The sequence below is a fragment of the Pseudomonas sp. NFX5 genome, from assembly GCF_049132125.1.
Classification (GTDB): domain Bacteria; phylum Pseudomonadota; class Gammaproteobacteria; order Pseudomonadales; family Pseudomonadaceae; genus Aquipseudomonas; species Aquipseudomonas marginalis.
Genome location: NZ_JAFMZG010000044.1, coordinates 365,165 through 384,621, shown reverse-complemented (window position 1 = coordinate 384,621; position 19,457 = coordinate 365,165). Strand labels below are relative to the sequence as shown.

General features: G+C 62.0%; 16 protein-coding genes. 7 read left to right on the top strand and 9 right to left on the bottom strand.

The window, feature by feature from the left end:
• Nucleotides 1–65 precede the first annotated feature (65 nt).
• The 3 genes from J1N02_RS29815 (at nt 66) to J1N02_RS29805 (ending at nt 3,176) form a co-directional block, all read left to right on the top strand.
• The gene (locus J1N02_RS29815) at nt 66–776 is read left to right on the top strand and encodes an HPP family protein (protein ID WP_421148175.1); all 711 of its coding nucleotides are present in this window, start codon (nt 66–68) and stop codon (nt 774–776) included.
• A gap of 141 nt (nt 777–917) precedes the next feature.
• A complete protein-coding gene (locus J1N02_RS29810) occupies nt 918–2,021 on the top strand; it encodes an enoyl-CoA hydratase/isomerase family protein (protein ID WP_421148174.1) in 1,104 nt (367 codons plus the stop codon).
• 3 nt (nt 2,022–2,024) lie between these two features.
• Nucleotides 2,025–3,176: an acyl-CoA dehydrogenase family protein gene (locus J1N02_RS29805; RefSeq protein ID WP_027605867.1), complete on the top strand. Its 1,152-nt coding sequence runs from the start codon at nt 2,025–2,027 to the stop codon at nt 3,174–3,176.
• Nucleotides 3,177–3,259: 83 nt separating this feature from the next.
• On the opposite strand, the gene J1N02_RS29800 is transcribed toward J1N02_RS29805, so the two are convergent.
• From J1N02_RS29800 to J1N02_RS29785, 4 genes are read right to left on the bottom strand one after another with little or no spacing between them, the layout of a single operon-like run.
• Nucleotides 3,260–4,033 carry an enoyl-CoA hydratase gene (locus J1N02_RS29800; protein WP_027605868.1) on the bottom strand — a complete coding sequence of 258 codons (774 nt, stop codon included), beginning with the start codon at nt 4,031–4,033 and terminating at the stop codon, nt 3,260–3,262.
• A gap of 11 nt (nt 4,034–4,044) precedes the next feature.
• Nucleotides 4,045–5,172: an acyl-CoA dehydrogenase gene (locus J1N02_RS29795; RefSeq protein WP_092358003.1), complete on the bottom strand. Its 1,128-nt coding sequence runs from the start codon at nt 5,170–5,172 to the stop codon at nt 4,045–4,047.
• 12 nt (nt 5,173–5,184) lie between these two features.
• Nucleotides 5,185–6,369, bottom strand: a complete 1,185-nt coding sequence (locus J1N02_RS29790; RefSeq protein WP_027605870.1) for an acetyl-CoA C-acyltransferase — start codon at nt 6,367–6,369, stop codon at nt 5,185–5,187.
• Between the two features lie 12 nt (nt 6,370–6,381).
• A complete protein-coding gene (locus J1N02_RS29785) occupies nt 6,382–7,149 on the bottom strand; it encodes an SDR family NAD(P)-dependent oxidoreductase (RefSeq protein WP_065946985.1) in 768 nt (255 codons plus the stop codon).
• 200 nt (nt 7,150–7,349) lie between these two features.
• On the opposite strand from J1N02_RS29785, the gene J1N02_RS29780 reads away from it, so the two are divergent.
• The 4 genes from J1N02_RS29780 to J1N02_RS29765 all read left to right on the top strand — a co-directional run bounded on the left by J1N02_RS29780 (nt 7,350) and on the right by J1N02_RS29765 (nt 12,654).
• Entirely contained in the window at nt 7,350–8,243 is an 894-nt protein-coding gene (locus tag J1N02_RS29780; RefSeq protein ID WP_027605872.1) for a bestrophin family protein, read from the top strand.
• Nucleotides 8,244–8,314: 71 nt separating this feature from the next.
• Nucleotides 8,315–9,373, top strand: coding sequence for a tetratricopeptide repeat protein (locus tag J1N02_RS29775; RefSeq protein WP_027605873.1), 1,059 nt, complete (start codon nt 8,315–8,317; stop codon nt 9,371–9,373).
• Between the two features lie 111 nt (nt 9,374–9,484).
• Nucleotides 9,485–10,987: an ATPase domain-containing protein gene (locus tag J1N02_RS29770; protein ID WP_027605874.1), complete on the top strand. Its 1,503-nt coding sequence runs from the start codon at nt 9,485–9,487 to the stop codon at nt 10,985–10,987.
• Nucleotides 10,984–12,654: an ATP-binding protein gene (locus tag J1N02_RS29765; RefSeq protein WP_027605875.1), complete on the top strand. Its 1,671-nt coding sequence runs from the start codon at nt 10,984–10,986 to the stop codon at nt 12,652–12,654. The genes J1N02_RS29770 and J1N02_RS29765 overlap by 4 nt, the downstream gene beginning before the upstream one ends.
• Nucleotides 12,655–12,716: 62 nt before the next feature.
• On the opposite strand, the gene J1N02_RS29760 is transcribed toward J1N02_RS29765, so the two are convergent.
• From J1N02_RS29760 to J1N02_RS29740, 5 genes are all read right to left on the bottom strand, one after another.
• Nucleotides 12,717–13,094, bottom strand: a complete 378-nt coding sequence (locus J1N02_RS29760; protein ID WP_027605876.1) for a response regulator — start codon at nt 13,092–13,094, stop codon at nt 12,717–12,719.
• A 78-nt stretch (nt 13,095–13,172) separates the two neighbouring features.
• A complete protein-coding gene (locus J1N02_RS29755; protein WP_027605877.1) occupies nt 13,173–14,366 on the bottom strand; it encodes a hybrid sensor histidine kinase/response regulator in 1,194 nt (397 codons plus the stop codon).
• Nucleotides 14,360–14,959 carry a chemotaxis protein CheB gene (locus J1N02_RS29750; RefSeq protein ID WP_027605878.1) on the bottom strand — a complete coding sequence of 200 codons (600 nt, stop codon included), beginning with the start codon at nt 14,957–14,959 and terminating at the stop codon, nt 14,360–14,362. Before J1N02_RS29750 ends, J1N02_RS29755 begins: the two co-directional genes overlap by 7 nt.
• Complete coding sequence (locus tag J1N02_RS29745) at nt 14,956–15,786, bottom strand: CheR family methyltransferase (protein ID WP_421148173.1); 831 nt, start codon at nt 15,784–15,786, stop codon at nt 14,956–14,958. The genes J1N02_RS29750 and J1N02_RS29745 overlap by 4 nt, the downstream gene beginning before the upstream one ends.
• Nucleotides 15,787–19,284 carry a response regulator gene (locus tag J1N02_RS29740; protein WP_027605880.1) on the bottom strand — a complete coding sequence of 1,166 codons (3,498 nt, stop codon included), beginning with the start codon at nt 19,282–19,284 and terminating at the stop codon, nt 15,787–15,789.
• Nucleotides 19,285–19,457: the final 173 nt, after the last annotated feature.

The window sequence follows — 19,457 nt, the reverse complement described above, 5'->3', positions numbered from 1 at the left end:
CAAAGGGCTTTTCCGGGCAACCAGACAAGCCTTTTTTTTGCCCGCCGTTTATGGATTTCCTTTCAATGCGCTCTCGCTGGTTTCCCGCTGCTATCAACACCCGCCCCACCGAATGGAGCCGTGCCGCGATTGGCATGGCCTTGGGTACATTCTTCAGTGTGTGGCTCTGTGCCCAGGTTTTTGGCATGGAGGTGGCCCTGCACCTGCTCGGCCCACTGGGGGCATCGGCGGTGTTGTTGTTTGCGGTCTCGTCGGGTGCGCTGGCACAACCCTGGTCGATCATCGGCAGCTACCTGTGCGCCGGTGTCGTGGCATTGCTGGTGGCCCGCGTCCTTGGGCGCACCCTAGGCGGTGCCTGCCTGGCGGCCGGCATGGCCGTGGTGCTGATGTGCTGGCTGCGGTGCCTGCACCCGCCCGCCGGTGGCCTGGCCATGAGCCTGGTCCTGGCCGACCCTGCCTCCGCCGCCCTGGGCTGGTACGAATTGGGGGCCGTATTACTCGGCGCCGGTGCCTTGCTGGCCTGCGCATTGGCCTACAATAATGCGACGCGAACGCGCTACCCCAAGGGTGCTGTCGAGACGTCGACGACTGTCCTGCCTGACCCCAGGGCCGCCCGAGACCCCGCTATCACGGCCGCCGACTTGAAGCTGGCGCTGGCAGACATGGAGCAATTCTACGACGTGGCCCCGACGGAGCTGGAGCAATTGATCCATGCTGCAGAAACCCACGCTCGGCGCCGCAGCATCGGTGAAGTACTGGCAACCCGCGTGACCTGAACCCACGCCCGCCACCCTGCATAAATGCAAAAACGACCTGCATGATTCCGGGTTGTACTGTGCAAATTTGCACTGATACTCTCACAAGAGTGTTTACTCACGAACATCTTGATAAAGAACAATAAAAGCAGGGAGTTACAGATGACTGCTCAGGTTTCAAGCGAAGCAAGCAGCGCCGAGAGGCGTCAGGACGACGTACTGGCCGAAGTACGCAACCATATCGGTCACCTCACCCTCAATCGCCCCGCCGGCTTGAATGCCATCACCCTGGACATGGTCCGCCGCCTCGCGCAACAGCTGCAGGCCTGGTCAGACGACCCGCAGGTGCATGCCGTAGTCCTGCGCGGTGCGGGCGACAAGGCATTTTGTGCCGGCGGCGATATCCGCTCCCTGTACGACAGTTTCAAACGCGGCGACACCCTGCACGAAGACTTCTTCGTCGAGGAATACGCGCTGGACCTGGCCATCCACCATTACCGCAAGCCCGTACTGGCCCTGATGGACGGGTTTGTCCTGGGCGGCGGCATGGGCCTGGTGCAGGGGGCGGATTTGCGCGTCGTCACCGAACGCAGCCGCCTGGCGATGCCGGAGGTGGCGATCGGTTACTTCCCGGACGTCGGTGGCAGCTACTTCCTGCCGCGTATTCCCGGTGAGCTGGGCATTTACCTCGGCGTGACGGGCTTGCAGGTTCGCGCGGCAGACGCCCTGTATTGCGGGTTGGCCAACTGGTACCTGGACAGCGCCAAGCTGGCCAGCCTCGACCAGAAACTCGACAGCCTGCAATGGCACGAATCGCCCCTCAAAGACCTGCAAGGCGTGCTGGCCAAACTGGCGGTGCAGCGCCTGCCCGACCCGCCGTTGGCCGCGTTGCGTCCGGCTATCGACCACTTCTTTGGCCTGCCGGACATTCCGAGCATCGTCGAGCAACTTCAGGAAGTCACTGTCGCCGACAGTCATGAGTGGGCACTGAACACCGTCCACCTGATGCAGACCCGCTCGCCCCTGGCCATGGCCGTGACCCTGGAAATGCTGCGACGCGGCCGGCGCCTGCCGTTGGAACAGTGCTTTGCCCTGGAGCTGCACCTTGACCGCCAATGGTTCGAACGCGGCGACCTGATCGAAGGGGTCCGCGCGCTGATCATCGACAAGGACAAGAACCCTCGCTGGAACCCGCCGACGCTCCATGGACTGGACAAAAGCCACGTCGACAGCTTCTTTCATCACTTCGAGCAGGTTGCGAAATAAGCCATGCAAGACATTGAATATACTGAAGAACAGGTAATGATCCGTGACATGGCGCGCGACTTCGCCCGTGGTGAAATCGCCCCCCATGCCCAAGCCTGGGAAAAAGCCGGCTGGATCGACGACGCCCTGGTGGCGAAGATGGGCGAACTGGGCCTGTTGGGCATGGTAGTGCCGGAAGAATGGGGCGGTACCTATGTCGACTACGTGGCGTATGCCCTGGCCGTGGAAGAGATCTCGGCTGGCGATGGCGCCACCGGCGCACTGATGAGTATCCATAATTCAGTCGGTTGCGGGCCAATCCTCAACTACGGCACCGATGCCCAGAAACACACCTGGCTGGCCGACCTCGCCAGTGGCCAGGCGATTGGCTGCTTCTGCCTGACCGAACCCCAGGCCGGCTCCGAGGCCCACAACCTGCGCACCCGCGCCGAACTGCGCGACGGCCAGTGGGTGATCAATGGCGCCAAGCAGTTCGTCAGCAACGGCAAGCGCGCCAAGCTGGCGATTGTATTTGCCGTGACCGACCCGGACCTGGGCAAGAAAGGCATTTCCGCGTTCCTGGTCCCCACCGACACCCCGGGGTTTGTGGTCGACCGCACCGAGCACAAGATGGGTATTCGCGCCTCGGACACCTGCGCCGTCACCCTCAACCACTGCAGCGTGCCCGAGGCCAACCTGCTCGGCGAGCGCGGCAAAGGCCTGGCCATCGCCCTGTCCAACCTCGAAGGCGGTCGCATCGGCATTGCCGCCCAAGCCCTGGGCATCGCCCGTGCGGCCTTTGAGGCGGCGCTGGCCTATGCCCGCGACCGGGTGCAATTCGACAAGGCGATCATCGAACACCAAAGCGTGGCCAACCTGCTGGCGGACATGCAAACCCGCCTGAACGCTGCCCGTTTACTGATCCTGCATGCGGCGCGCCTACGCAGCGCCGGCAAGCCCTGCCTCTCGGAAGCGTCCCAGGCCAAGCTGTTTGCCTCGGAAATGGCCGAGCAGGTCTGCTCCAGCGCGATGCAGATTCATGGCGGCTATGGATATCTGGAGGATTACCCGGTGGAGCGTTACTACCGGGACGCGCGGATCACGCAGATTTACGAAGGGACCAGCGAGATTCAGCGGATGGTGATTGCCCGGGAACTCAAAAACTACCAGCTGTAAGAGCTGCAAGTCTTAAGCTGCAAGCTTCAAGTAAAAGCGCATTGGCGATTACTTGAAGCTTGCAGCTATACAGCTGGCAACGGCTACTTATCCTTGAACTCCGGCGCGCGCTTGGCCACAAACGCCGCCATGCCTTCCTTCTGGTCCTGCGTGGCGAACGCGGCATGGAACACCCGGCGCTCAAAGCGCACGCCTTCCGACAGGCTCACTTCAAACGCACGGTTCACGCTTTCCTTGACCATCATGCTGATCGGCACCGATTTGCCGGCAATCAGCGTGGCGACTTTCAGCGCTTCGTCGAGCAGTTCATCGGCGGGCACGATGCGCGCAACGATCCCGCAGCGCTCGGCTTCCACCGCATCGATAAACCGTCCGGTCAGGCACATTTCCATGGCCTTGGCCTTGCCCACCGCGCGGGTCAGGCGCTGGGTGCCGCCCATGCCCGGCAGCACGCCGAGGTTGATTTCCGGCTGGCCGAACTTGGCGCCGTCACCGGCCAGGATAAAATCGCACATCAGCGCCAGTTCGCAGCCGCCGCCCAGGGCGAAGCCGTTGACCGCGGCGATGATCGGCTTGCGCCGGTTGGCGACGCGGTCGCTGTCACTGAACAGGTCGTCGAGGTAGATCTGCGGGTAGGTCAGCTCGGCCATTTCCTTGATGTCCGCACCGGCAGCGAAGGCTTTTTTCGAGCCGGTCAAGACGATGCAGCCGATTTCCGGGTTGGCTTCCAGGCCATCCAGGGCCTGGTTCAACTCACTGACCAACTGCGCATTCAGGGCATTCAGGGCTTGCGGGCGGTTGAGGGTAATCAGCCCGACGCGGCCCTGGACTTCGAGCAAAATCGTTTCGTAACTCATGTATCGGCTCCTTAGAGATTGCGTGAGATGACCATGCGTTGAATATCGCTGGTGCCTTCGTAAATCTGGCAGACCCGCACATCGCGGTAGATCCGCTCCACAGGGAAGTCGCTCAGGTAACCGTAACCGCCGAGGGTTTGCAAGGCGGCGGAGCAGACTTTCTCAGCCATTTCCGAGGCGAACAGCTTGGCCATGGAAGCTTCGACCAACGCCGGCTTGCCGCTGTCCCGCAGGGCGGCGGCGTAGTGCACCATCTGCCGCGCCACGGCGATTTGCGTGGCCATGTCCGCCAGGCGAAAGGCCACGGCCTGATGCTCAATGATCGGTTTGCCGAAGCTTTCGCGCTCGCGGGCGTAGTCGCGTGCAGCCTCAAACGCGGCGCGGGCCATGCCTACCGATTGCGAGGCGATGCCGACGCGACCGCCTTCAAGGTTGGCCAGGGCGATCCTGTAGCCCTCGCCCTCCTCCCCAAGGCGGTTGGCCACCGGCACCTTTACATCCTCGAACAGGATCTGGCAGGTATCGGAGGCATGCTGGCCGAGCTTGTCCTCGACCCGCGCCACGCTGTAGCCCGGCGAATCGGTGGGCAAGATAAACGCGCTGATCCCACGCTTACCCGCTGCGGGGTCAGTCACCGCGAACACAATCACCACCCCGGCATTCTGGCCGGAGGTGATGAACTGTTTGCAGCCATTGAGCACGTAATGATCGCCTTCACGGCGTGCACGGGTTTTCAGGCCACTGGCATCCGAACCGGCTTGCGGCTCAGTCAGGGCGAAAGCACCGAGCATGGCGCCGCTGGCCAGGGGCTTGAGGAATTGTTCTTTCTGCTGATCGTTGCCGAAGCTCAGGATCGGCACGCAGCCCACCGAGTTGTGCACGCTCATGATGGTGGAGCAGGCGCCGTCACCGGCGGCGATTTCCTCCAGGGCCATGGCGTAGGCCAGGTAACCGGTGGCGCACCCGCCCCACTGTTCGGGTACCAGCATGCCGAAAAAGCCCAGTTCGGCCATCTCGCCGATGGCTTCCTTGGGAAAGCGGTGCTCACGGTCCCACTCGGCGGCAAACGGTTTGAGCCGCTCCTGGGCAAATTGCCGGGCGGCGTCGCTGATTTGCAGTTGTTCGTCATTGGGCAGCATTGGGCTCAGTCCTTAATACAGGCATTCGACGGCCATGGCCGTGGCTTCACCGCCGCCGATACAAATGGCGGCGACGCCCCGCTTGAGGCCTTTCTGGCGCAGGGCCGAGAGCAGAGTGACCAGGATCCGCGCGCCGGACGCGCCAATCGGGTGGCCCAGGGCGCAGGCACCGCCGTGGACATTGACCTTGGCGTGGGGGATTTCCAGCTTGCTCATGGTCACCAGGCTGACCACGGCAAAGGCTTCGTTGATTTCGAACAGATCGACGTTGTCGAGGCTCCAGCCGGTCTTGCTCATCAGCTTGCGAATCGCGCCCACCGGCGCCACCGGAAACAGCCCCGGTTCATCGGCAAACGCCGCATGCCCGTGGATCACCGCCAGCGGCTTGAGCCCACGCTTTTGCGCCTCGGACTCACGCATCAGCAGCAACGCTGCCGCGCCGTCGGAAATCGAGCTGGAATTGGCCGCCGTCACGGTGCCGCCTTCGCGGAACGCCGGTTTGAGGCCGGGGATTTTTTCCGGCCTGGCCTTGGGCGGTTGTTCGTCATGCAGGATGGTTTTCTGCTCTTTGCCGACGGTGACCTGTACCGGGACAATTTCGGCGGCGAAGCTGCCATGGGTGATTGCCTCCTGCGCACGGGTCAGCGACGCGATGGCAAACGCATCCTGCGCCTCACGGCTGAAGCCGTTGAGCTGCGCGCACTCCTCGGCAAAGGTGCCCATCAGGCGGCCCTTTTCATACGCATCTTCCAGGCCGTCAAGGAACATGTGATCGATGACGCGGCCATGGCCCATGCGATAGCCGCTGCGTGCGCGGTCCAGCAGGTAGGGCGCGTTGGACATGCTTTCCATGCCGCCGGCGATCACCACGTCGACGCTGCCGGCCAGCAGGGAATCATGGGCGAGGATCGCCGCTTCCATGCCCGAGCCGCACATCTTGTTGAGGGTGGTGCAACGCGTGGACTTATCCAACCCGGCGCCCAAGGCGGCTTGACGCGCAGGCGCCTGGCCCAGGCCGGCCGGCAGCACGCACCCAAACAACACTTCATCCACGGCATCGGCGGCGATGCCGGCACGCTCGACCGCCGCTCGGATGGCGGCAGAGCCCAGTTGCGGTGCGGTGAGGCCCTTGAGGTCGCCCTGGAACCCGCCCATGGGCGTGCGCACGGCGCTGACAATCACGATGGGATCATTCATGGCTCATCCTCCTTACTTGGCCGCCATGCGCAAGGCGCCGTCGAGACGGATCACCTCGCCGTTGAGCATGCTGTTTTCAATGATGTGCCGCACCAGCGCGGCGTATTCGGCAGGCTTGCCCAGGCGTGGCGGGAACGGCACGCCGGCGGCCAGGGAGTCGCGTACTTCCGGGGTCATGCCGGCCATCATCGGGGTTTCGAAAATGCCCGGGGCGATGGTCATCACGCGAATGCCGAAGCGCGCCAGCTCCCGTGCGGCGGGCAGGGTCAGGCTGGCTATCGCGCCTTTGGACGCCGCATAAGCGGCCTGCCCGATCTGCCCGTCGAACGCGGCCACCGAAGCGGTGTTGATGATCACCCCGCGCTCGCCGTCGGCGTTCGCTTCCGTTTCGGCGATGGCCGCCGCCGCCAGGCGCAGCAGGTTAAAGCTGCCGATCAGGTTGACGTTGATCACCTGGGCAAAGCTGGCCAGCCCGTGGGGGCCAGTCTTGCCGAGGATCTTTTCACCGCGCACCACCCCCGCGCAGTTGACCAAGCCGTGCAAACCGCCAAACGCCGCGACGGTTGCCTGCACGGCGGCTTCGGCTGCGGCCTCCTGGCTGATATCCGCCACTGCACTGCGGGCGTTGTCGCCGAGCTGCCTGGCCTTGGCCGCCACGGCGTCGGCATTCAAATCCACCAGCATGACCTTGGCGCCGGCCGCGACCAGCATATCTGCGGTGGCCGCACCGAGGCCGGAAGCGCCGCCGCTGACCAGAAAAACCTTGTTCTCAATCTGCATTATTGTTTCCTTGAACGGTCGAGATCGTCGAAATAGTCGCTCTGCAACGCCACGGCAGCAATGGTCAAAGCCTTCAACATGGCTGACTGGTTTGGCCAATCATCGACCGCGCTGATCGTCCGGTCAGCCCAAGCGATTGGACGTGCGCAGTGCAAGCTCCTAACCTGAGGGCCTGCGCCACCGAAGAAGTCCTGCCCGCGATGATCGTACGTCCCAAACCGAACCTGCTGGGCATCCTGTTTTCCCTCAAGGGCTCGATTGCCAAGCGCATCGCCCTGCGCAGCCTGCTGGTCACGCTGCTGGCGTCGGTGATCGTGCTGGTGGAAACCTTGCACCCGGCCTATTTCTCCAAGGTCAACGCCACGCCCTTTACGTTGCTCGGGCTGTCGCTGTCGATCTTCATGAGTTTTCGCAATAACGCCTGCTATGACCGCTGGTGGGAAGGCCGCAAGCAACTGGGGCAGATGATCATTGAGGTGCGCTCGCTGATTCGCGAGACCCAGGTGCTCACTGACCCGACGGAGCGTGGGCGCCTGCTACGGGGCCTGGGCGGCTTCGCCCACGGGCTGGTCGCGCGCTTGCGCCACGAAGACGAAGCCCGGGCGATCCAGCCCTGGGCCAGTGTGGAAGCGAGTCATCCCAACCTGCCTGACCGGGTGCTGCAACAGATTGGCGCGGGATTTTCCGCCCTGGCCGAGCAAGGCGCCCTCAGCGAATGGCGTTACACCCAGTTGGAAACCCGCCTGGTCAGCCTCAGCCAGGTACAGGCCGCGTGCGAGCGCATCAAAAGCACGCCGCTGCCCTTCCCCTACACCTTGCTGCTGCACCGCACCATTTACCTGTTCTGCATCCTCTTGCCGTTCGCCATGGCCGAACCCCTCGGCTGGCTGACGCCGGTGTTTACCGCCATTGTCAGCTACACCTTCTTCGGCCTCGATGAGATCGGCGACGACCTGGAAGACCCTTTCGGCTTTGACGAAAACGACCTGCCCTGCAATGCGATCCTGCGCACCCTGGAGCGTGAGCTGCTGGCCGCCCTCGGCGAAACCGACCTGCCGCCGGCCCTGGAACCGGTGGAATACGTGCTGACCTGATGCGGGTTTGACACCTGCCGTGGTCTGGCCGAAGCTTGCGGCTTTGCTTCTTCAGCTTTTCGGACGCCTGCATGTCAAAGTCACGCCGTTACTCCATCATCGGCCTGTGCGCCCTGTTGTTGATTGTGCTGATCACCTGGTATTTCTCCCGCACCGCCCAGGTGGCCGTGCCTCCTGCCATTGCCCACGGTTACTCAAAAGCCTTGAAACAGGCGCATAACGGCGAGCCGGGCGCCGCGCGCGTGCTGTATCAGCAACTGGGCCGGCCGGACCTGTCACCCGAACGCCGCGCCGCGCTGCATGCCGAATTGCCCAACTACCCCAGCCCCCAGGCCTTGAAGCTCGCCGACAAAGACCTCACCAGCGACTCAGCGTTGGTGCGCGAAGCGGCCATCCACAGCATTGTCGGCCTGGTGCCCAGCGGCCAGCGCACCCTGCTGCTCGGCCCGGTGCTCGATGATCCCGAACAAAGCGTACGCTTTGCCGCCGCCAATGCCCTGCTCGGCCTGTCGCCCGACACCTTGGGCCTGTACTTCGGGCCATTGCAGCAGGTATTGGACGAGTTCGTGAAAAAGCTCAAGGCCCAACCGGAAACGGCCGAAGGCTGGATTCAACTGGCGCGCCTGTACATTCACAGCGCCCTGCTGCCGGAAGCGCAAAACGCCTTGGAACAGGCCATGCGCTTGCAGCCGGACAACCTGCAAGCGGTGGTCGCGCAGATCGAGTTGCTGGATAAACAGGGCAAGACCGATGAGTCCCGCCAATTGCTGGCCCGGCAATTGGCGGCGCACCCTGAGTCGGCCTACCTGCAACATGCCCTGGGTATGTGGCTGCTGCACCATGGCGAGCGCCCCTATGCGTTGCTCGGCCTGTCCAAGGCCGTGGAGCTGGAGCCGGACAATCAGGATTACCGCTATGACCTCGCTACCACCCTGCATGCCCAGCAGGAATTGGAAGCGGCCCAGCGCCAGTTGGAGGAAATCGTCCAGCGCCACCCGGCCAATCGCAGGGCGCGGGTGCTGTTGGTCAACTATTGGAAAGAAAGCGGCCAATTGCAGAATGTGCAGGTGCTGCTCGCCCAACTCGAACAGCAAAACCCTGACGATCCGGCACTGCAGCAAGGCCTGTAGGCACAATAATCGCGCATCAGTTTGAACCGCCACAAAGCGCTACGGTCAAGAGAACATGGCGCGTCCACCTGGATGCGCATCCTCTACTCGTATGTGACCTGAGGGCACTTCTTGTCTACATCCAAAGCGTTGTTAACCGAAAAAGCAGCCATCGGCATCGAAGGTCTCGACGACATTCTTGCCGGAGGGCTATCGCGCAGCCACCTGTTCCTGCTGGAAGGTGAACCTGGCACCGGTAAAACCACGGTCGCCCTGCACTTCCTGCAGGCCGGGGCGAAAGCGGGTGAGCGAACGCTCTACATCACACTGTCCGAAACCGAGCGTGAGTTGCGCCAGGGCGCCGAGTCCCACGGTTGGGACCTGGACGACAATATTCATATCTTCGAACTGACCCCGCCGGAGAGCCTGCTGGATGCCGAGCATCAGCAGAGCCTGTTGTACTCTTCGGACCTGGAGCTGGGCGAAGCAACCCGGCAGATCTTCGAAGTGGTGGAACGGGTCAAGCCGACCCGAGTGGTCATCGACAGCCTCTCGGAAATCCGCCTGCTCGCGCAAAGCTCGCTGCGCTATCGCCGCCAGATCCTGGCGATCAAGCATTACTTCGTGCGCTACGACGCCACCGTGCTGCTGCTCGACGACCTGACTACCGAATCCCTCGACAAAACCGTGCACAGCGTGGCCCACGGGGTGATTCGCCTGGAAGAGCTGACCCCCAACTACGGCGCCGAACGCCGTCGCGTGCGGGTGGTGAAATATCGCGGGCAGAAATATCGGGGTGGGTTTCACGACTTCACCATCATGCACGATGGCATCCACGTCTTTCCGCGCCTGGTCGCGGCGGAGCATCGTGGCGGTTACATACGCCAGACCTTGAGCAGTGGCATTCGCGAGCTGGATGCCCTGATGGGCGGCGGCGTCGAGACCGGCTCCAGCAGCCTGATTCTCGGCCCGGCCGGTACCGGCAAGTCGCTGATCTCGATGATTTTCGCCGCAGCGGCGGTAGGCCGTGGCGAAAAGGCCGCGCTGTTTATCTTCGATGAAGAACTGGGTTTGCTGTTCGAGCGCATGAACAATATGGGCATCGACCTCGCCGCCTTGCAGGCTACCGGCAACCTGCTGATCGAACAGGTGGACGCGGCCGAACTGTCCCCCGGCGAGTTTTCCCACCGCGTGCGCCGTTGCGTGGACGAGCGCGGGATCAAGACGGTGGTCATCGACAGTATCAATGGCTACCAGGCGGCAATGCCGGAAGAAAACGCGCTGATCCTGCATATGCATGAACTGCTGCTGTACCTCAACCGCCGTGGCGCGGCGACGTTCATGACCGTTGCGCAACATGGACTGGTCGGCGACATGCAGGCCCCTGTCGACATCACTTACCTGGCCGACACCGTGATTCTGCTGCGTTATTTCGAGGCGTTGGGCAAGGTGCGCCGCGCCATCTCGATTATCAAGAAACGCACCGGCGCCCACGAGTCGACTATCCGTGAATACCGTATCAGCAGCCGTGGCATGACCGTCGGGGAACCGCTGGACAATTTCCAAGGGGTTTTGCGCGGCATCCCGACCTACATGGGCGCCGGTTCGCCTTTGCTCAAGGATGAGGGCGTGTGACCACCATTTCACCTGTATCCGAACGCGCAATCGTCCTGGCGCCCATGGGCCGTGATGGTTCGTTGGCGCTGATGATGCTCAAGGAAGCCGGCTACACCGGCATGGTTGCCAGCAGCCTGCCCGTATTGTGCGAGGCCGTGGAGCAAGGCGCCGGCATGCTGATCATCGCAGCCGAAGCCCTGCGCGGCGCGGACCTGGAGCCCCTGCTGGAATACCTGCACCAGCAGCCCGCCTGGTCCGACCTGCCCATCGTGCTGATGACCCATCACGGCGGTAGCGAGCAGAACGGTTCATCCCACCTCAGCGGCCTGCTGGGCAACGTGACGTTCCTGGAGCGCCCCTTCCACCCCGTGACGTTGATCAGCCTGGTGAGCGCCGCCCTGCGTGGACGGCGTCGGCAATATGAGGCACGGGACAGGTTGATCGACCTGAGCGAGAGCGAACTGCGCCTGCAGCGCACCCTTGAGACGCTGGAACAGCAAGTCGAAGAACGCACGGCGCAGTTGCGCAGCAACGAAGAAGCCTTGCGCCAATCCCAGAAGATGGAAGCCGTCGGCCAGTTGACCGGCGGTATCGCCCACGACTTCAACAATATGCTCACCGGCATTATCGGCAGCCTGGAGCTGCTGCGAAGGCGTGTGTCCCGCGGCAAGCTGGATGATCTGGACAGCCTGATCGACCTCGGCGTGACCTCCGCCAACCGCGCCGCCGGCCTCACCCACCGCCTGCTGGCGTTCTCGCGGCGCCAGTCGCTGGACTCCAAGCCGGTACAGATCAACCAACTGGTGACCTCCATGGGCGAGCTGCTGCAACGCAGCCTCAACGAAAGCATCGCCTTGGACATGCGCCTGGACACTCAGTTGTGGACGGCCGAGGCCGACCCCAATCAACTGGAAAGTGCCTTGCTCAACCTGGCGCTCAACGCCCGGGATGCCATGCCGAGTGGGGGCCGCCTGGTTGTCGAAACCTGCAACCGTCACCTCGACAGCGTCTTCACCGCCGCCTACGGCACGCTCAAGCCCGGCGACTACGTGGAACTGAGTGTCAGCGACACCGGCTGCGGCATTCCGGAAAGCCTGTTGGGCCGGGTATTCGACCCCTTCTTTACCACCAAGCCCATTGGCCAGGGCACCGGCCTGGGCTTGTCGATGATCTACGGTTTCGCGCGCCAGTCGCGGGGCCATGTAACCCTTCATAGCGAGGTAGGCAAAGGCACCACGGTGAGCCTGTTCCTGCCACGTTTTGTCGGCGAAATCACCCCCGATGTGACCGTGGACCCTGCCCTGTTGCCGATCGCCAACAGGGGGGAAACCGTGCTGATCGTCGAGGACGACCCGGCGGTGCGCGTGCTGGTCAGCCAGGTATTGAGTGAGCTGGGCTACGCCTTTGTCGAAGCGGGCGATGCCGATGGCGCACTGCCGATTATCGAATCCAGCCAGCGCATTGACCTGATGATCAGCGACGTCGGCTTGCCCGGCATGAATGGACGCCAACTGGCAGAGATAGGCCGGCAGGTTCGTCCGGACCTGAAGGTGCTGTTCATTACCGGATATGCCGAGCATGCGGCGGTGCGTGGTGGGTTCCTGGATCCGGGGATGCAGTTGATCACCAAGCCATTTACCTTTGATTTGTTGACGGCGAAGGTGCGGGAGATGATTCGGGCGTAAATGGCCATTAGCCAAGCAGTGTCATTCAGGCTCAGGAAGAGCCTGATTCACCACCTGGCCCTTTAGGCCAACAAACGCTGTATATGCTCCTGCAAGGTATCCAGGTCAAACGGCTTGGCCAGGATCGGCGCATTGCGCGTGATCGGGCTGTTGCAGTCGAGAATTTCCTGGGGGTAGCCGCTGATAAAGATCACTTTCAATTCCGGGCGCAACTTGATGGCCGGCTCGGCGATCTGCACGCCGGAAATCCCACCGGGCAAACGGTAATCGGTGACCATCAGGTCCAGGTGCGGCTTGGTGGCGAGGATTTCAAAGGCCTGCTCCCCGTTGATCGCCTTCAACACCCGATACCCCAGGCCGGCCAGGTACTCACCCAGCACAAACATAATGGATTCGTCGTCCTCGACGATCAGTACGACATCTTGTGCATCTTCACTCATGGGAAGCCTTTGTCCGGTCAATTGCTGCAATTACGACCATGGGGTCACGTAGAGGTTGCGTCGGGGTGACGATTGATTTCATGCCGACGGTTCAAGGGGCAGGCACACCCGGAACAAGGCGCCCTGGCCTATCTGGCTCTCGACCTCGATGGTGCCGCCATGGGCGGCCACGATCTGTTCGGAAATAAACAACCCAAGGCCCAGTCCCGCGGCAACCTGGCTGGCTGACACCCGTTCGAACTGCTGGAAAATACGCTTCTGGTTCTCTTCGCTGATGCCGATCCCGTGGTCACGCACTTCTACCCTGGCTTCGCCATGCTCGGTATACACGCGCACCTCCACCGGGCTCTTGGCCCCGTAGCGCAGGGCGTTGGTCAGCAGGTTGGTGACCACCTGTTCGATACGAAACTCATCCCAATTGCCCACCACCGGCCCCTCGGCCGCCAGGTGCATCGACGATTCGGCGGCGGCTACCTGCGGTGCGAAATTCTCCACCAGGTTGCTCACCAATTGCGCCAGGTCGAAGCGCCCCGGGCGTATCGACAGTTTGCCGGTGCGGATACGCGAGACGTCGAGCATGTCTTCGATCAGGCGGATCAGGCTCTGGATCTGGCGCTCATCGCGGTCGACCATGGCGTGCATCTTGTCCAGAGTGAACGCGGCGGCGTTATCCCGGGCCAGGTGCATCTTGCGCAGCTGGGTTTCGAGGATCAGGCCGTTAAGGGGCGTACGCACCTCGTGGGCGACGATCGACATGAAGTCGTCGCGCATGCGCACTGCCTGCTCCAGCTCGGCCTGGGTGGCCTGCAGGCGCGTGAGCAACAGCTCCTGCTCGCGGCGGCTGCGTTCCAGGGCTTCGACTTGCTGCTTCATCGCCTTGCTCTGGCGGTACAGGTCGACAAACACATTGACCTTGCTCTTGACCGCGTGGATATCCAGCGGCTTGTGCAGGAAGTCCACGGCGCCACTTTCATAGCCCTTGAACGCATAGTTGAGTTCACGGCCGGCGGCGCTGACGAACACAATCGGGATGTTCTTGGTTTTCTCGGTGCCGCGCATCAGTTCGGCCAGCTCGAACCCGTTCATGCCGGGCATCTGCACATCGAGAATCGCCATGGCGAACTCGTGTTCCAGCAACAGGGACAAGGCTTCATCGGCGCTCAAAGCCTTGAAGACCTGACGGTCCTCGCGCTTGATCAACGCTTCGAGGGCCAGCAGGTTTTCCGGCAGATCATCGACGATCAGCAGTTTGGCCTGGACAGTACTTAACATGGGGAGGATTCCAGGGAAGCCAGCAATGCGGCAATGTGGCTCAGGGTCAGAATATGGTCAGGGGTGTGCAGGGCCAGGGCCGCCCGCGGCATCACGGCAATCCGTGCTTCGCTGGGGTCCTGGACCACCGTGGTACCGCCCGAGTGCTTGACATGGGCCAGCCCGTGGGCGCCGTCCTGATTGGCCCCCGTCAACAAAATCGCCAGCAGGCCCTTGCCATAGGCATCGGCGGCGGAGGCAAACAGGTAGTCGATCGCCGGCCGGGAATGGTGTACCCGCTCTTCCTGGCTGAGGGACAGGCTGCGGTCATGCTCGACCGAAAGGTGATAACCGGGCCCGGCGAAATACAACGTGCCCGCCTGGATCGCTTCCTTGTCCTGCCCTTCCCTTACCGGAATCGGCAGGCGTCGCGCAAAGACTTCCGCCAGTTGGCTGCGGCGCTCATCCGGCAGGTGCAATACGGCAATGATCGGCAGGCCGAAGGTGTCGGGCAGTTCGCTGAAAATACTCAGCAACGCCTCGACGCCGCCGGCGGAGGCGCCGACGACGATGGCTTCAATCCCGCGAATCGGGTTGGCGGCAACGTCGTTCATGATTTGCGGTAGATCCGTTCCTGCTTGACCAAGGGTTCGAATTGCTTGCTGTACCCCGAAAACTCCAGGGTTTCCTTGCTGCCCAGCACCAGAAAGCCGCGATGGCACAGCGACTCATGAAACAATCCAAACGCTCGATCCTGCAATTTTTTATTGAAGTAGATCAACACGTTACGACATGAAATTAATTGAGTTTCTGAGAATACACTGTCGGTCGCCAGGCTGTGGTCGGCGAAGGTCACATTCTCACGCAACGATTTGTCGAAGATCGCGTAATCGTAAGCCGCCGTGTAGTAGTCGGCAAATGATCGCTGCCCCCCGGCCTGCTGATAATTGGCGGTGTAGGCCCGCACGTTCTCCAGGGAGAAGATGCCTTGCTTGGCTTTATCCAGGGACGCGGGGTTGATGTCGGTGGCATAGATGATCGTGCGTTCCAGCAGCCCTTCCTCACGCAGCAGGATGGCCATGGAGTACACCTCCTCCCCTGTGCTGCAGCCGGCAATCCAGACCTTGATCGACGGGTAAGTCTTGAGCAGCGGCACCACTTCCTGGCGAATGGCCAGGAAGTGCGACGGGTCGCGAAACATCTCGCTCACCGGGATCGTCAGGAACTGCAGCAACTGCATGAACGCTGCCGGGTCATGCAACACCCGCTCCTGCAGCGCAGAAATCGTAGCGCAGTCGAACTGGCGCAAGGCATGGGCCACGCGGCGTTTGACCGACGCGCCGGAGTAGTCGCGAAAGTCGTAGCTGTACTTGAGGTAAATCGCCTCGATCAACAGGCGCAGCTCAATATCGCTGCTCTTCTCCAAAAAACGTTGCTCCACTTAAATGCGTTCCATCTTCGGTAGCCACACGCGAATCAGCGAGAACAGGCGATCCAGGTCGATCGGCTTGGCCAGGTAATCGTTGGAACCCGCCGCGAGGCAGCGCTCCTGGTCGTCTTTCATGGCCTTGGCCGTCACCGCGATGATCGGCAGTTTCTTCCAGCGCGGGTCCTGGCGGATCAAGGCGGTGGCCTCGTAGCCGTCCATCTCCGGCATCATCACGTCCATCAGCACCAGGTCGATATCGTCGACTTCATTGAGTCTCTCGATAGCTTCGCGGCCGTTACGCCCGATCACCACCACGGCACCTTTATGCTCCAGGGCGCTGGTCAGGGCGAAGATGTTACGCACATCGTCGTCCACCAACAGAATCTTGCGCCCCTCGAATACCTTGTCGCGGCTGCGGGCGGTCTTGAGCATCTTCTGGCGGTCATGGGACAGCTGGGATTCGACTTTGTGCAGAAAGAGTGTGACTTCATCGAGCAGGCGCTCTGGCGAACGGGCGCCCTTGATGATGATCGAGCGCGAATACTTGCGCAGTTCGGCCTCTTCATCGCGGGTCAGGTTGCGCCCGGTGTAGACGATCACCGGCGGGAACGAGCAGATATCTTCGGTGGCCATGCGCTTGAGCAACTCGTTGCCCAGCATGTCCGGCAGCTTGAGGTCGATGATCATGCAGTCATAGACGTTGGTGCGCAGCAGCTCCAGGGCGGCCTGGGCGTAGCCGACATCGGTGATTTCGATGTCATCGTCGCCGATCAGGCGGGCAATGCTGTCGCGCTGCAGGTCATCGTCCTCCACCAGCAGTACGCGCTTGACCTTCTGGGTCAGCTTGGCCTCAAGGCGCGCAAACACGTCCTTGAGCTCTTCGCGCGTCGTCGGTTTTACCGCATAGCCGATGGCGCCCATATGCATGGCAGCTTCGACACGGTCTTCCACGGAAATCACGTGCACCGGGATATGGCGCGTGTTGGCGTGCTCCTTGAGGCGTTGCAGCACGGTGAGCCCGGAATGGTCCGGCAGGCGCATGTCCAGCAGGATTGCATCGGGAATGTACTCCTCGGCCAGGCTGTAGCCCTCGTCCGCACCGTGGGCCACCAGGCACTGGTAACCCAACTCATGGGCCAGGTCGAACAGGATGCGGGCAAAGTTCGGTTCGTCCTCCACCACCAGGATGCAGCGGGTGGTGAACGGCGCCTTGTCGCGGTCATCGGCAAAGCGCGGGATCTGCCTGGTGTCGGCCACCGGCAGCGGCGAAATTGCGATGGGCGTGGGTGCGGGCGCTGTCACCACCTGGCGCGGTTGCTCGATCGGCGCGGCATCTTCCTCGCGTTCGACATACTGCTCCGGCAGCACCAGGGTAAAGGTGCTGCCTTTGCCGGGTTCGCTGGTCACGCTGATATAGCCGCCAAGCAACGCGGCCAGGTCGCGGGAAATCGACAGGCCCAGGCCCGTGCCGCCGTAACGGCGGTTGGTGGTGCCATCGGCCTGGCGGAACGCCTCGAAGATGCTTTCCTGCTGGTCCGGGGCAATCCCGATGCCCGAATCGCGCACGGTAAAGGCGATGCCTTCCCCCGGCGCGCGGGACACCGACAGGCTGACCTCGCCTTGCTCGGTGAACTTGATCGCGTTGGAGAGCAGGTTCTTGAGGATCTGCTCCAGGCGCTGGCGGTCGGTGAACAGCATGATCGGTGCATCGGCCTGCACCTGCACCTGGAAGCCCAGCTTACGGTCGGCGGCCAACGGTTCGAACATCCCGCGCAGGCCATCGACCAGGCGCGTGACGCTTGAGTTTTCCGGGCGCACTTCCAACTTGCCGGCTTCCACCTTGGAAATATCCAGGATGTCGTTGATCAGGTTGAGCAGGTCATTGCCCGCCGAATAGATCGACTCGGCAAACTTGACCTGTTCGGCGCTGAGGTTTTCCTGGGGGTTTTCCGCCAGCAACTTGGCCAGGATCAACGAACTGTTCAGCGGCGTGCGCAGTTCGTGGGACATATTGGCGAGGAACTCGGACTTGTACTTGCTGGAGCGCTGCAATTCATCGGCGCGATCTTCCAGCTCCAGCTGGGCCTGGTTGAGTTCGACGTTCTTGCGGTCCATGGCGTCGCGCTGCTCGGCCAGGGTCTGGGTCTGTTCGGCCAGTTGCTCGTTGGTCTGCTCCAGCTCGGCCTGCTGGGTTTCCAGGTGAGCCTGGGACTCCTTGAGAATGCGCGACTGTTCTTCGAGTTCTTCGTTGGCGGTCTTGAGTTCTTCCTGCTGTACCTGCAGTTCTTCGTTGAGCTGCTGGGTTTCGGCCAGCACTTCCTGCAGGCGTTGGCGATAACGGGCGGCCTCGATGGAGGTGCCGATATTGCCGGCGATCAGCTCCAGCAGTTCGACGTCGCGCTCCTCCAGCGGGCGCAAAAAGCCCAGTTCGATCACACCGTTGACGCGGTCGTCATCGCTGGTCGGAACCACCAGCACGCTGCGGGTCGAGCCTTCGCCCAGGCCGGAGCTGACCTTGAAGTAGTCCACCGGCACGTCGTCCAGGCGAATCAGGCGATCGAGCTGGGCGGCCTGCCCAACGATGCCCTCATCGCTGTAGATCGACTGCTCCAGCTGTTCCTGCTCGCGGGAGAAGCCATAGGTGGCCACACGCTTGAGGCCGCCGTGCTCTTCGCGTACATACAGCGCCGCCACCGCTGAGCCCATGTACTGGGCAAAGAACTGCAGGATATTGCGTCCGAGCATGTTGAGGGTGAGTTGACCGAGCACTTGTTCGGCCAGTTCGGTCTGGCCGTTACGCAGCCAGGCCTGCCGCTCCAGACGCTGCGCAATCTTCTGTTGTGACGCGAGGTTTGCGCTGTAACTATCTGACAGGGAAAGTAAATTTTTTCTACCGATATACGCCAGGATCCCGCTCAGGCCGAGAACGAACAACAGATAGAGGGTGACGCTGATCACCGTGGTGCGCGTGACCTGTTCATTGCGAGTGATCCGGAACTGCTGCTCCATCGCCACCGCGTCTTCGTATTCCTTGCGGATTTCGTCGGTCAGGCGCTTGCCGCGGCCGGACTTCACGGCGTTGCGATAGTCACCACTTTGGCGCTGCAGGTCGATCATCGACTGGGCGTATTTGTTCCATTCGGCTTGCAGGGCTTCCAGGCGTTTCAGACGGTCCACCTGTTGCGGGTTGTCCGCCACCAGCTCCTGCAGGTTACGCAGGTCGGCAATGATGCGCGGCTTGGCCACTTCGTACGGGTCGAGGAAGTGCTCGTCCCCGGTGATCAGGAAACCACGCATGCCGGTTTCAAGATCGACGGTCAGCTTGGACGACTCATTGAGGTTGTTGATGACCCGGTCCGTGTGTTCCACCCACTGGATCACCGAGAGCAAATAGGTGATCAGACAGACGAAAAACACCGCGCTGAGCACGCCCACACCCAGGGGCAATGCCACGTTTCGGCTGAGCAGTGTACGAAAGCTCTTTTCATCGACGGACGACGCGGGAGTCATGGGCATGCCTTGGCCAAATAGGGAAAAACCGGGAGTTTGCCCCAAAGTGTCGGTAGAGGGCTACGTTTCTGACGCGGATTAAGGTTTAAACCCATGAACACGCCCAACTTGCCACCGCCGACGCCCGACATTTATGGAACCAATGCCGGAGGAACACCTTGGTGCGCTCCCGA